Consider the following 13,467-nt stretch of genomic DNA (forward strand, 5'->3'; position numbering starts at 1 on the left):
GCCCCTTCTATCCCTCTTCATCTCATTCGTTCACTCCAAGTCTAATCCTTCTCCACGGGTTCATTGATTGGTCTGGCGGCCGCTGTTCTTCAGCAGTGTATCGCGCAATTTGCCTTCGATGGCCGTGAGCTCCTGCTCGGCAGCCTGACGCTTGGCGCGGCCCTCCTGCTGGATCCGCACGGTATCCTCAATCGTCTGGATGAGTTTCTCATTGACCTCGCGCACCGTCTCGATATCGACGATGCTGCGTTCGTTTTCTTTAGCCGTCTCCACCGAGTTCTGATGCAGAAGCTCCGCATTGCGCTTCAGAAGCTCATTCGTCGTGTTGTTGACCGCCTGCTGCATGCGCAGCACCTTCTGCTGTGCCGAAAGGCCCAGGGCGATGACAAGCTGATTCTTCCAGAGCGGAATCGTCGAATAGATGGCCGTCTGTACGCGGTCGATGAGGGCCTTATCGTTGTTCTGGATCAGGCGGATCTGCGGCGCCGTCTGAATGGCAATCGTCTTGCTGATCTTGAGGTCGTGGATCTTCTTCTCAAAGCGGTCGACATTGGCCTCATAATCGGCGACGACCTGCACGGCCATCGGGTCATTGGCTGCTGCTGCCTGCTCATGAAGCTTCGGCAATTCCACCTCACGCATCTCCCGGACCTTCTCCTCGCCGGCTTCAATGTAGAGCTGCAGTTCCTTGAAATAGGCGAAGTTCTCATCGTAAAGCTTGTCGAACAGCACGACATCCTTCATCATCTTGAGTCTGGCCTGTTCGAGGCTGCCCGCAATGCGTTCGACCTGCACCGAGAGCTTCTCGTAGCCGGCCTTGATGTTCTCCGTCTTGTTGACGAGACTGCCGATAAGCGGCACCTTGCGCAAAAAGCCGCCCTGACTCTTCTCATCGTATTCCTTGACCTGCGTCACGAGGCTGCCGAGCAGCTGCCCGACTTCGCCGCTGTCCTTCGTGCGGACCTGCGCGAGCACGCTGTCGGAGAACTCCGCTATCTTCTTCTGTGCCGGCGCGCCATACGTCAGCAGGGATTCGGTATTCGTCAAATCGATGTGATCCTTGATCTGCTGTACTTTTTCCCGCTCTTCCGGCGACAGGGTATCGACCGCTTTTTCGATTTCCTGCTTAGTCTGTACGGGGATTTCCTTTTGCTGCCCGTCCGCCTGCTTGTCCTTATGCATCTTCATGAGATCGGCCAAATCCGGATTCGGTTTAATCATAACAGTCACCGTCCATTTCCACGATAATACTCAGTATAAAAATGATCCATCGGCATGAACAGATAGCGCACGCCCTCACAAATACCCACGATGCCGGGAATTGCCGTCCACCAGAACAGGAGATACAGGATTCCCCATTTCGTCTTGCCCTGATAGAACTTATGCGCGCCAATGGCACCACCGAAGATGGCCAGGGCGCTCATGATGAGCTTCTCCTTGAGGACATCCGAGCGCAGCTCCTGCGGCATGACAGCCGGCAGCTCCTCAGCCACGCGGAATGCGCGGCGGCGCGGATGCTTGCGGCCGGCCCGGTTCACCGGGGCATGATCATGGCGGCACGACATCGGCTTGAGGCCATCGATAATTCCTTTGACAAGACTCCCGTCTTCTTTTGCTTCCGGCTGTCCGTCACCGGCACTCGCGTTGTGAATGCCATCGGCCTCCATCGTCTTCTGCAGGACCGAGAGCTCTGCATCCATGTCGAGGAGCTTCTCCCCGAGGACGCGTTCAAACTCCTTTTCATAAGCTTCATCAAAGGAAGACAGGGTTTCCTTGATGTGTTCCCTGGTCTCATTGACCTGATCCGTATCGAGGCCCGTCTTCTCGAGTTCATGGTACTCCTCGGCCATGGACGCCGCCCGGTCCTGATACGTGTCAATGAAGCGACGGGCTGCAGAAATGCTCTGCGGATGCTTTTCGAGATAGGTAAGCAGGTTCGCTGCAATCTGCTGCATGGTCAGGAGCTGCTGGCGCAGTTCGCCATCACGGATGGTCTGGCTCGCCTTCTCAATGCGGTCATAATCCGTCAGTGCCTTCTGCCAGCTCTCCGCCACGAGTTCGGCTTCATCATCCGAAAGCTCCTTGAGCGGCAGCTTTGCCTGGAATCTCTGTCTGCCGCTGCGATAATGCCAGGCCCGATACCCCAACGCAACGCTGAGCACCATGCAGACGGCCGTCATGCCCGCATACAAAAAGACTCCCTGTGTCCCCTGTTCCACCGCGCCATCCAGCGACGCGCATCCGATCAGGAAAGACAAGACTGACATGCCCCATAAAAAGCCTCTCATATCGTCACCACCTTGATTTATCTCTGGACCACGAAGTCCGTTCCATCATAAGAAGGTCTATTTTTTATTATAACAAAAAACGCCCGCAGAAACGACTATTCCGGCAAAGAAACAAGAAAACGTCTCCACATCATGAACGATGTACGGAGACGTTTTCCTGTTTTGGCGGCAAAGCCTGAAGCCTGCAGGTCTTTACCAGTGATATTTCTCGCCGCGATTGATCTTGAATGCCCGGTATATTTGTTCGACGAGCAGGAGACGTACCATCTGATGCGTAAAGGTCATCGGCGAGAAGCTCAGGCGCTCATCCGCCCGCTTCCGGACCTCCTCAGACAACCCGAAGGCTCCACCGATCAGGAACGTGATGCTGCTGCGGCCGCTGAGGCCGAGCTGTGCAATGGAGGCGGCCAGCTCTTCGGATGACTTCTCCCGGCCGTAAACGTCGAGCACGAACAGGTAGCTGCCCTGCGGCACGAGCTTCAGGAGTTTCTCTCCCTCACGTGCGAGCGTCTGCTCTTTTTCCGCCGGCGACGGATCATCCGGCATCTTTTCCTCATGGATTTCCCGGATCTCGACTTGAGCAAACGGCTTGAGGCGCTTGAGGAATTCCGCGATTCCCATGGAAAGATACTTCTCTTTGATTTTGCCGGCGCAGACAATCGTGATTTTCATGTGCTGCTGCCGCCTTACTTATTGTCCTGCGGCATCTCTTCGAGCGAGATATCGACTTCACGCTCATGGCCGTTGCGGTCAATCGTCGCCTTGACGGTATCGCCAACCTTGTGGGAGGCGACCTTGGAGCGCAGATCCGTCACACTGTTGACATCCTCACCATCGAGCTTGAGGATGATATCGCCGCGCTGCAGGCCGGCTTTGTCGCTCGGGCCGCCGATGACGACCTTGAATACGTAAACGCCCTTGTCGATGTTGAGCTGATAGCCGTAGCGTGCGGCTGTCTGCGGATCAAAGACCGAGATGCCGAGGTACGGATGGGCGACGTAGCCTTTGTCCATGATCTCGTTGATGACTTCCTGCACCGTATTGATGGGGATGGCGAAGCCCATGCCCTCAACGCCGCTCGCTGCAACCTTGATGCTGTTGATGCCGATGACCTGGCCGTCTGCGTTGGCCAGCGCACCGCCCGAGTTGCCCGGGTTGATGGCCGCATCCGTCTGGATGAGCTTGAGACGCGTATCACTCGTCTCGAGCGTACGATTGAGCGCACTGATGACACCGCTCGTCACGCTGCCCTGGAATTCAAGGCCCAGCGGGTTACCGATGGCAATGGCCGGTTCACCGACGACAATCTGGTCGGAATCGCCGAACGTCGCAGCCGGCAGGTCCGTCGCATCCACTTTGACGACGGCCAGGTCGGTGAGTTCATCGGCACCGACCAGCTTGCCCTTGAGCGTCTTGCCGCCCGGCAGCGAGACAATGAGCTCCTTCGCGCCGTTGACGACATGGTTGTTCGTGACGATGTAGCCGTCACTGCGGAAAATGACGCCGGAGCCGACACCTTCTGTTTCCACCGGATTATTGAACCAGTCGCGAGCCACGGCCTTGTTCGTGATGCCGACGACCGTGGGGCCGACAGCCTTGGCTGCGCGGACGACCGGCGTGTTGCGGGCATCAGAGAGACCCTCGGTCGAAACCGATGCTGCCGGCTTTGCCGCCTCCGTCGCTGCGGCCGAAGACGACGAATTATTCGCCGTACCGGCTGAGCAGCCCGTAAAGGTCACGGCCGAGATGGCCAGCATGGCTGCAATGGCAATGCCGGCTTTTTTATGCTTCCTGTTCGCAAAGATATTCTTCATGTGAATCATCCTCCGCTTTCTTATCCTCCAAATAATCATCTGCCCGGATCGCGTCAGTGCAGGCGCACCGGCTCATCCTGAGCAGTCAGGCTGAGCTCCAGGGACACGCCCTGCTGCTTCAGGATGGATGCCACCGTTTCGGAAGCCAGTTCCGGCGTATTGTTCTTCTCCGACAGATGTGCCAAAAATACATGCTCAGGCCGCTTCTTCATGCGGACCAGTGCCCAGGCGGCATCGGCGTTGGCGAGATGGCCGCGATTCGACAGGATGCGCCGCTTGAGCGCCCAGGGATAATCGCCGTGCTTGAGCACCTCCGGATCATGATTGGCCTCTAGCACCAGCACATCAGCCCCGTCAATCGCAGCCTGAACGCTCGAGGTGACGAAACCGAGGTCTGTGGCGAGTGTGCAGTTTTGCGAGCCCATGACGCGGTAGCCGACGGGATCCGCCGCATCGTGCGGAATCCTGAAGGGATCGATTGTCAAATCCCCGAGGCGGAAAGCCCCGTCAATCGGATGAAAGCAGTCATCGGGGATGGCCTGACGGCAGCTCATGTGCTCGATGGTCCCGCGCCGCGTAAAGATGGGCAGGCGGTACCATTTTGACAACGTGGCCAGTCCGGCGATGTGATCACGGTGTTCGTGCGTGACGAGAATCCCGTCGAGTGTCGAAACATCGACCTGTTCTTCTGCCAACCGCTTCTTGATGCGCGTTGCGCTGATACCTGCATCGATGAGCAGTTTCGTCCCATCCATCTCCACGTACACGGCATTGCCCTTGCTGCCGCTGGCGAGTACCACTACCTGCATGTCCTGTTTCCCCTATCTTAGTCGGCTATTCTGTAAACCATCTGCAAAAAATCTGACAGTATTTATTATACACCATTTTCCTGCCCGCGGCCCAGAGAGAATCTTCGCCAACGGCATACATGGCAAAAAAATGCCAGCTATACTATAATGGAGACAGTATCGTGTCATAATTGACACAAATTGCATCGCCAGCCAGCGATAGAAAGAGGTGTATCATCATAAAAACAGAAGCAATCGATAAACTCATTGCGGCAGAGCTCAAGATCCGTCCCGAACAGGTGCGGGCCGCCATTGAACTGCTGGACGCTGGCAATACCGTCCCCTTCATCGCGCGCTACCGCAAGGAAGCCACCGGTTCACTGGAAGACGAACAGCTCCGGCAGCTCGAAGACCGCCTCGGCTACCTGCGCAATCTCAGCAAGCGCCAGGAAGAAATCATAAACCGCATCGAAGAGCAGGGCAAGCTCACCGATGAGCTGCGCGCCTCCATTGAACAGGCGACAAAATTGCAGGAGCTGGAAGACCTCTATCTTCCCTATAAGCAGAAAAAGCGCACGCGCGCGCAGATGGCCCGTGAACGCGGTCTCGAACCACTGGCCAACGCAATGCTGCTCCAGATGGACACCAAGGGCACGCCAGCCCAGAAAGCAGCCGCGTTCGTGCAGGACGGCGGTCCTGTCGCCACCGTGGAGGACGCGCTGGCCGGTGCCATGGATATCGTCGCCGAAACCATCATGGAAGATGCCAGCCTGCGCAAGGCCATGCGCGAACGTCTCTGGCGCACAGCGGTCATCGAGACGAAAGCCTCTCCCAAGGCGCCGGAGGAACAGGCTGCCGTTTTCCAGATGTACGCAGCATACGAGGAGCCGCTTTCCCACCTGCCGGCACATCGCACGCTGGCCATCAACCGCGGGGAGAAACTCGGCTGCCTGAACGTCACGCTGAAAACGGATACCGAAGCAAACTGCCGCCTGATTTACCGGCAGGTCCACAAACGCCCCTCCATCTGGGAGGATGCCCTGCAGGCCGCAATTGAAGACGGGTACAAGCGCCTGCTCTTCCCTTCACTGGAACGCGAGCTGCGCGCCAAGCTCACCGAGGAAGCTGAAGCTCAGGCCATCCATCTGTTTGGCGTCAACCTGCGCCAGCTCCTGCTCCAGGCCCCGCTCGCCGGACACACCGTCATGGGGCTCGATCCCGGCTACCGCAATGGCTGCAAGATGGCCGTCGTCGATTCCACGGGCCGCGTGCTCGATTACGGCGTGCTGCAGATCACGCAAAGCAAAGGCGCCTATGAAGCGGCAAAGCGCAAGGTGCTCGCTTCCATCCGCGCGCATCACGTGACCCTGCTTTCCATCGGCAACGGTACGGCCTCTTACGAAACCGAGCAGTTCGCCGCGGAACTCATCCGCGAGTACGAGCTGCACGATGTCCACTACCTCATCACGAATGAAGCCGGCGCCTCCGTCTACTCGGCTTCCAAGCTGGCCAAGAAAGAGCTGCCCGATTACGACGTCGTCATCCGCGGCGCCGTTTCCATTGCCCGGCGCGTACAGGACCCGCTGGCCGAACTCGTCAAGATCGACCCGCAGGCCATCGGTGTCGGCCAGTACCAGCACGATGTCAACCAGACGGAACTCGCCCATACGCTTGACGCCACGATTGAGGCCGCCGTCAACCATGTCGGCGTCGACCTCAACACGGCTTCTCCTGCGCTGTTGCGCCATGTGGCCGGCATCAACGCGACCACCGCGAAGAACATCGTGACCTTCCGCGACGAGAACGGCCGCTTCACGAGCCGCCGCCAGCTGCTCAAGGTCCCACGGCTCGGACCGGCAGCCTTCACGCAATGTGCCGGCTTCCTGCGCATCCACGAGGGAAAATCGCCGCTTGACGATACCCCCGTGCATCCCGAATCCTACCAGCTTGCACAGGAACTCCTGCAAAAGCTCGGCTTTGCCCTCAGTGACCTCAAGGACAAGGATAAGCTGCCACTGATCAAGATGAAGCGAGAGATGATGAAGCCGCAGGACGAAACGCGACTCGCCAAGGAGCTCGCGGCGGGATTGCCCACGGTCCACGATATCCTCGACGCGCTCGTGAGCCCCGGCCGCGATCCGCGCGAGGATTTGCCCGCTCCTTTGACGCGCCAGGCCATCGTCAAGCTCTCCGACCTCAAGCCCGGCACCATCCTGCGCGGCACCGTGCGCAACGTCACGGACTTCGGCGCCTTTGTCGATATCGGCCTGCATCAGGATGGCCTCATCCATATCTCTGAGCTTTCACACAGGCGCGTCAAGCATCCCCTTGAGGTCGTCGCCATCGGTGACACACTCAAAGTCATGGTCATCAGCGTCGACGAGAAGCGCGGCCGCATCGGCCTTTCCTTAAAACAAGTCCCGAAAGGAGAACGTCTATGAGTCTTCTGCAAGACACCATCCGGGCCATCCAGGCCCCATCCGCCGAAATCTCAAGCACCGTCAGGAAAAAGCTGCAGATCCTGCTCGAAGGCGATACCCCGCAGCTCGGAAAGCTGCTGCCTCTCTTATGCCGCTATCTCGATATGCGCGGCTGCCTGCACCCGGAACTCCCGCAAAAAGCAACGGTAATCTGCTGCGCCGACCACGGTGTTGCCTGCGAGGACGTCAGCGCCTATCCGCCCGAGACGACTGCTCAGATGACGCGCAACTACCTCATCAGCCGCGGCGCCGCAGCCAATGTCTTCGCGGACTTTGCCAACTCCGACCTCTTCGTCGTCAATATGGGCATTGCCGTCCCCATGGATGATATCCCGGAACTCATCGACCGCCGCATTGCACCGGGCACGGCCGATATGGCAAAAGGGCCGGCCATGACGCGGGAACAGGCGAAAGCGTCCATTGAAGCGGGCATCGGACTTGCCAACGACCTTATCGCCAAAGGATACAACTGCTTCCTGCCCGGCGAGATGGGCATTGCCAACACGACTGCCAGCGCAGCCATCGCCGCTGTTTTCTGTCATCTGACCGCCGAGCAGGCCACTGGCCGCGGCACGAATATCTCTGACGAGCGCCTGCAGCACAAAATCGGCATCGTGCGTCAGAGCCTCGCGGTCAATCAGCCGGATGATAACGATGGCCTCGATGTCCTCGCCAAGGTAGGCGGCTTTGAATTTGGCTGCATTGCCGGTCTTATCCTCAGTGCCGCAGCACATCGCTGCACCGTGATCCTCGATGGCGCCAATTCCAGCGCCGCAGCGCTCATTGCCCAGGCCCTCGCGCCGGATTCTGCCGCCTATCTGCTGCCGTCCCACCTCGGCTCCGAACGCTCGCACCGCCATATGCTCCAAAAGCTTGGACTTTCTCCGTTCCTGCGCCTTGACCTGCGGCTTGGAGAAACCGGCGGCTCAGCCATTGCGGCGGATCTGCTGAACGCGGCTCTCTGCGCCTGGCAGTCAATCGATGAAAACGAGGACATCGAGGAAGAGCCTCCGTTCGAACATCGCCATATGGGGGCAGAAAACCCGCATCTTACGGATAAGACCTTTGACTTCTACTTCCACACCATCATGCCGCTCGACCGGCCGTCCATGGAGCGCTGCCAGCGCCGCATCGACAACCTGGCCAAGCCCATCTACAGCCTCGGTGCACTCGAACAGATTGCCGTAGAATACGCCGGCATCGACCGCGACGAACGGCCGACCATCATCTCAGGAGATCTCGGCCTGCTTTGCTTCACGGGGCAAAAGTCAAATGCCATGCAGATGAAGCTCACCCAGGCCTTCGCCGACCACGCAGACTTCCGCGTCCGGCTCGCCCATCTTTACCCATCTGCTTCCCCTGCCGCCGCTTTCAATTTTGGACGCGAATGCGGGGAAGAGATGAGCGGCTTCCGCGCCATCGTCGGCCTGGCCACGACCGAAATTGACCCCGACGCACCATTCGGGACCATGGCCGCCGATCTTCACCAGGCTCTGCTGCTGCCCGACGGCAGCCTGCGCTATGCGGAAGATACGTTCCTGCAGCATGTCCCCGCCATGTACCGGAACACGATTTCTGCCCTGATGGGTGCCATCCTGGCCTCCGCACGCAATTCCAGCCTGATCCTGCTCGATGATGAAACCACCTGCCTGGCAGCCCGCTATACGGCCAAGCTCTGCCCGGATGTGCGGCCTTACCTACTGCCCGTCCAACCGGAACTCCTGCAGCTCGACTTGAAGATTCCCGGCGGCCTGCTGGCCAGCCTCGGCACATCCATCCTCAAGGCCTCCATCGATATGCTGAACAATATGAAGACCTTTGCCGAAACCGATGTTGCCGTCGCCGCTGATGGCCCCGGAGCCGGACGTCAGGAACGATAAAATACCATAAGACAAGAAAATGGAGCAGCCGCCAGTATAATATGCTGGTGGCTGCTCCATTCCTGTATGACGAACTTACAAGCCCAATTCTTCATGATGCTCCTGCATCCCCTCGATGCAGCACTGCATGACCTCGCCCGGCTCCATGCCCAGCATTGAAAAGCCGCGCTTGATGATTTCACGGTTGCATTTCGCGGCAAAACGCTTATCCTTGAATTTCTTCTTGAGGCTCTTGACGGCCATGCCCTCCATCTTTTCCGGACGCATCAGTGCATACGCCTGGATGATGCCGGTCAGCTCATCCACCGTGAACAAGCTCTTTTCCAAGGAAGTCTGCGGTTCCCGCTCCTCCGTCGTGATGCCGTAGCCGTGCGAAATGATGGCAAGGATATCCGCCTCGGGAACTCCTTCCGGCTCGAGGAACTCCCGCACATGGTGGCAGTGCTCATCGGGATACGCCTCATAATCCACATCATGTAGATAGCCAATCGCACGCCAGTGCTCCTCATCTTCGCCAAAATGACGGGCCATTGCGCCCATGGCTGCGCTGACGGCTGCGGCATGCGTAAAGAGATGCTCCTCCGTCGTATGTTTCTTCAGGATTTCACGGGCCTTTTCCAATGTCAATTTTTCCATAAAGATCCCCCCATCTGTAAGCTCATATATTTATATTCTAACCATCTGTCTCCATTATGCAAGCACGATTTCTTCGCAGAGTTATCCACATTGTGCACAAGCTTATCTGTGGATATTGTGGATAACTACGATTATTTTCTGGAAAATGACGGTATCCTTCATCTTTTTTCCATATTGTCAACGAAAATCATGTGGATAACCTTGTGGAACATCCTTCAGCACTGTTTAAGCCTCATAAACACATGAACTACGTCTCTTGGTGTATACTGTATTTCTTTTCGTGATATAATGATTTCCTGGTTTCCTTCATACGATTCTCCGGCCTGACTTTGATCCTGCCTCAGCTGCGGAAATTCACTGCGCGCGGCGGTCGACTTCGCATTATCACGACTACTTATATGGGGGCAACCGATCCAAAAGCAATTCAGAAACTGGCAGAGCTGCCAAATACCCGTATACGGATTTCCTACAATGTCAAGGAAACTCGCCTGCATGCCAAGGCTTATATCTTTCATCGCGAAAGTGGATACTCCACGGCCTACGTTGGATCCTCCAACCTCTCTCATGCCGCAATTGCCGATGGACTGGAATGGAACATGAAGGTAACTCAGCAGGATCTGCCAGGAATCCTCGAAAAAATGACCGCAACCTTTGAGACGTATTGGCACGCCGACGATTTCGAACTCTATGCCGGCAGCACAGATGAATTCCAGCAGCTTCGTCAGGCAATTGACCATGCGAAAAACCGTGATATGACAGCCAGCCAATACCAGCTGTATCATTTCACGTTGCGGCCCTATCCGTATCAACAGGCCATCCTCGATGCCCTGCAGGTCGAACGCCAGCAGCGCCATCATTGGCGGAATCTCATTGTCGCCGCTACGGGAACCGGCAAGACGGCTATCGCAGCCTTTGATTATCGGCGCTTCGCACAAAGCCGTCAAAACAGACCCCATCTGCTTTTCATCGCTCATCGGGAAGAAATCCTGCGACAGAGCCGGTCCTGTTTTCAACAAGTCCTGCACGATCCTGCATTCGGTGAACTGTCCGTCGGCAGCAGCCATGCCGAAAATCCTGCCTATCTCTTTATGTCCATCCAGACATTCAATAGCTGCCATTTATGGGATAGACTATCCCCTTCTTATTATGACATGATCATCGTCGATGAATTCCACCATGCGGCAGCTGCGTCCTACCAGAGATTGTTAAACTATTTCACGCCCAAGATCCTGCTAGGGCTGACAGCCACTCCAGAACGCATGGACGGCAAGGATATCCTCACCTATTTCGACCATCGCATTGCTGCGGAAATCCGTCTTCCCGATGCTATTGAACGGCGCCTGCTATGCCCGTTCCATTACTTCGGCGTAGAAGACCCCATTGACCTCAGCACAGTAAAATGGCTACATGGGCAATACGATACGAATGCCCTGAACAATCTCTATGTCCTGGAAAGCCTCCCAGCCCAAAAGCGCGCCAAAGCCATCCTGCAAAGTGTCGACCAGTACACTGCCGATATCCACGATGTGAAGGGCCTAGGGTTCTGCGTCAGCAAAAAACATGCGCATTTCATGGCAGCTTATTTCAATGCGCATGAAATACAAGCGCGCGCTCTGGATAGTGAGACGCCAAATGCAGAACGCCTGCGTGCCTGTCAGGATCTTGAGACCGGCCGCCTGACTTTCTTGTTCGTTGTCGATCTTTTCAATGAAGGCGTCGACATTCCCGCCGTAAATACGGTTCTTTTTCTGCGGCCAACCAACAGCATTACGGTATTCCTGCAGCAGCTGGGGCGTGGATTACGCCTCGCTCCCGGTAAAGATTGTCTGACGGTACTCGATTTCGTTGCACAATCCAACCGCAGTTACGATTTCGCGAACCGCCTGCAGGCACTGCTCGGACATGACCAGCCCGTGAAAATCCGTCAAGAGATACAGACAGGTTTTCCACACGTTCCAAAGGGATGCTCCATACAACTCGAAGAAATCGCACAAAAATACATACTGGAGAATATCCGCAAACGCCTGAGCAAAAACGATTACTATCGGGAACTCATCAGAGAGCTCTATACCGTCAACAATCATATCGTACCGGGGCTCGCTGACTTCCTGCAGGCGGCGCAGCTCTCACCACAGGTATTTTATAATGGAAATCGCAGCTATGCACGGCTCTGCGCAGAAGCTGGCATCATAGAGGATTTTCCCGTCAGTGAAGAAGAAACTCTGATGAAAAAAGCATTCCCTCGCATACTGGGAATCGACGCCCCGCATTGGCTCCAATTCTTGCAGGCGTCGTTTACGAATTCTGCTCCGCAGGATCCTGGCTTGACTGCACAGTATTTGCGCATGTGGCAATTCACAATCTGGAGTAAGGATTACCAAGCAGCTGGCATGCACACGCCCCAGGAAGCCATCACACAGCTGAACCAAATTACACCGCTCAAGAAAGAACTGTTGGAGCTCTTGGACTACCAGTATCAGCACATCGGCATGATAACAAAACGAGCAGAGGTCCCTTACCTCTGCCCGTTAGAAGTCCATTATCATTATTCGCGCGACCAGATTTTTGCCGGTCTCGGTTTGGAAAAGCCGTCAAGCGTGCGAGAAGGTGTAAAATACCTGCACGCAAAAAACAGCAGCATTGTCACGCAGCCTACAGACGTCTTTCTCGTCACCTTGAATAAGAGCAGCAACGAATTTTCTGATACCACGCGTTATGAGGATTATTCCATCAATAGCCATCTTTTCCATTGGCAATCACAGAGCACGACCTCCGAGCAGTCGCCTACAGGCCAGCGATATATCCAGCAGAATAAAAACGGAAATATCATACTGCTCTTCGTCCGTGAAAACAAGAAAAATGCTTTTGGACATACGGAAAACTATGCGTTCCTTGGTACGGCGCATATTGTCAGCCATCGCGGGTCTCAGCCTATCACGATTATTTATCGTCTCGACGAAGCGATTCCCGCCAAATACTTAGCCATGACCGACAGCAGCGGTGTCCTTTGAAGTATCATTCCTTCGCTGCAGCAGGGATCTCTGAGGTACAGTGCGGGCAGCGCGTGGCGTCATCTGCGATTTCCTGACGGCAATAGGGGCAAAGGCGTGCGGCCTTTGCCTCTTTTTTTGGCATCAGGCGATTGACCTGCTTGATGAGCAGGAAGATGGCGAAAGCCACGATCAGGAAGTCGACGACGGCATTGAGGAAAGAGCCGTATGCAATGACCGGCAGGCCGGCGTCGCGTGCTTCTGAAAGGGTAGCAGCGGGCGTGCTGGAAAGGTTCAGGAAGAGATTTGAAAAGTCAACACGTCCGAGCAGCAGGCCGATGGGCGGCATCAGGATATCATTGACAAACGAAGTGACGATCTTGCCAAACGCTGCACCGATGATGATACCAACAGCCATATCGAGGACATTGCCCCGCATAATAAATTTTTTGAATTCCTCAATCATAAATACATCCCCTTTACGGATAAAAAAAGAAAAGATCGTTTTCATTGTAGCATAACAGACAGCAAAAACATATATACATACACAAAAAAAGACCCCGCTGACGCGGAGCCTTCGCTTAACCGGCA

General features: G+C 55.9%; 10 protein-coding genes. 3 read left to right on the plus strand and 7 right to left on the minus strand.

Annotated elements, in window-relative coordinates; all coding sequences use genetic code 11:
- Window positions 1–60: 60 nt before the first annotated feature.
- The 5 genes from DWZ54_RS11430 to DWZ54_RS11450 form a co-directional block, all read right to left on the minus strand.
- Entirely contained in the window at window positions 61–1,221 is a 1,161-nt protein-coding gene (locus tag DWZ54_RS11430; protein WP_118016407.1) for a toxic anion resistance protein, read from the minus strand.
- Between the two features lie 5 nt (window positions 1,222–1,226).
- Window positions 1,227–2,267, minus strand: coding sequence for a 5-bromo-4-chloroindolyl phosphate hydrolysis family protein (locus DWZ54_RS11435; RefSeq protein WP_158573657.1), 1,041 nt, complete (start codon window positions 2,265–2,267; stop codon window positions 1,227–1,229).
- A 213-nt stretch (window positions 2,268–2,480) separates the two neighbouring features.
- Window positions 2,481–2,960, minus strand: coding sequence for a 23S rRNA (pseudouridine(1915)-N(3))-methyltransferase RlmH (gene rlmH / locus DWZ54_RS11440; protein ID WP_118016405.1), 480 nt, complete (start codon window positions 2,958–2,960; stop codon window positions 2,481–2,483).
- A 14-nt stretch (window positions 2,961–2,974) separates the two neighbouring features.
- Window positions 2,975–4,102, minus strand: a complete 1,128-nt coding sequence (locus DWZ54_RS11445) for a S1C family serine protease (protein WP_118476463.1) — start codon at window positions 4,100–4,102, stop codon at window positions 2,975–2,977.
- A 53-nt stretch (window positions 4,103–4,155) separates the two neighbouring features.
- Entirely contained in the window at window positions 4,156–4,911 is a 756-nt protein-coding gene (locus tag DWZ54_RS11450; protein WP_118016404.1) for an MBL fold metallo-hydrolase, read from the minus strand.
- A 218-nt stretch (window positions 4,912–5,129) separates the two neighbouring features.
- Between DWZ54_RS11450 and DWZ54_RS11455 the strand changes: the two genes are divergently transcribed.
- Complete coding sequence (locus tag DWZ54_RS11455) at window positions 5,130–7,331, plus strand: Tex family protein (RefSeq protein ID WP_118476465.1); 2,202 nt, start codon at window positions 5,130–5,132, stop codon at window positions 7,329–7,331.
- Window positions 7,328–9,250 (plus strand): nicotinate-nucleotide--dimethylbenzimidazole phosphoribosyltransferase, encoded by a 1,923-nt coding sequence (gene cobT, locus DWZ54_RS11460; RefSeq protein WP_118476452.1) that lies wholly within the window; start codon window positions 7,328–7,330, stop codon window positions 9,248–9,250. The genes DWZ54_RS11455 and cobT overlap by 4 nt, the downstream gene beginning before the upstream one ends.
- Window positions 9,251–9,325: 75 nt before the next feature.
- Here cobT and DWZ54_RS11465 read toward each other — a convergent pair whose 3' ends face one another.
- Entirely contained in the window at window positions 9,326–9,886 is a 561-nt protein-coding gene (locus tag DWZ54_RS11465; RefSeq protein WP_118476454.1) for an HDIG domain-containing metalloprotein, read from the minus strand.
- A 329-nt stretch (window positions 9,887–10,215) separates the two neighbouring features.
- Here DWZ54_RS11465 and DWZ54_RS11470 point away from each other — a divergent pair, with 329 nt between their 5' ends.
- Window positions 10,216–12,897, plus strand: coding sequence for a DUF3427 domain-containing protein (locus DWZ54_RS11470; RefSeq protein ID WP_199663391.1), 2,682 nt, complete (start codon window positions 10,216–10,218; stop codon window positions 12,895–12,897).
- Window positions 12,898–12,901: 4 nt separating this feature from the next.
- Here the strand turns inward: DWZ54_RS11470 and mscL are convergent, their stop codons facing one another.
- The gene (mscL, locus tag DWZ54_RS11475) at window positions 12,902–13,342 is read right to left on the minus strand and encodes a large conductance mechanosensitive channel protein MscL (RefSeq protein WP_233541702.1); all 441 of its coding nucleotides are present in this window, start codon (window positions 13,340–13,342) and stop codon (window positions 12,902–12,904) included.
- Window positions 13,343–13,467 lie beyond the last annotated feature (125 nt).

The organism is Mitsuokella sp. AF33-22 (genome assembly GCF_003475755.1).
Lineage (GTDB): Bacteria > Bacillota > Negativicutes > Selenomonadales > Selenomonadaceae > Mitsuokella.

Bases quoted from the DNA above. Each gene is read 5' to 3' on its own strand.
- DWZ54_RS11450 (WP_118016404.1), bottom strand. From the start codon at position 4,911: ATGCAGGTAGTGGTACTCGCCAGCGGCAGCAAGGGCAATGCCGTGTAC.
- rlmH (WP_118016405.1), bottom strand. From the start codon at position 2,960: ATGAAAATCACGATTGTCTGCGCCGGCAAAATCAAAGAGAAGTATCTT.
- DWZ54_RS11430 (WP_118016407.1), bottom strand. From the start codon at position 1,221: ATGATTAAACCGAATCCGGATTTGGCCGATCTCATGAAGATGCATAAG.
- cobT (WP_118476452.1), top strand. From the start codon at position 7,328: ATGAGTCTTCTGCAAGACACCATCCGGGCCATCCAGGCCCCATCCGCC.
- mscL (WP_233541702.1), bottom strand. From the start codon at position 13,342: ATGATTGAGGAATTCAAAAAATTTATTATGCGGGGCAATGTCCTCGAT.
- DWZ54_RS11465 (WP_118476454.1), bottom strand. From the start codon at position 9,886: ATGGAAAAATTGACATTGGAAAAGGCCCGTGAAATCCTGAAGAAACAT.
- DWZ54_RS11445 (WP_118476463.1), bottom strand. From the start codon at position 4,102: ATGAAGAATATCTTTGCGAACAGGAAGCATAAAAAAGCCGGCATTGCC.
- DWZ54_RS11435 (WP_158573657.1), bottom strand. From the start codon at position 2,267: ATGTCAGTCTTGTCTTTCCTGATCGGATGCGCGTCGCTGGATGGCGCG.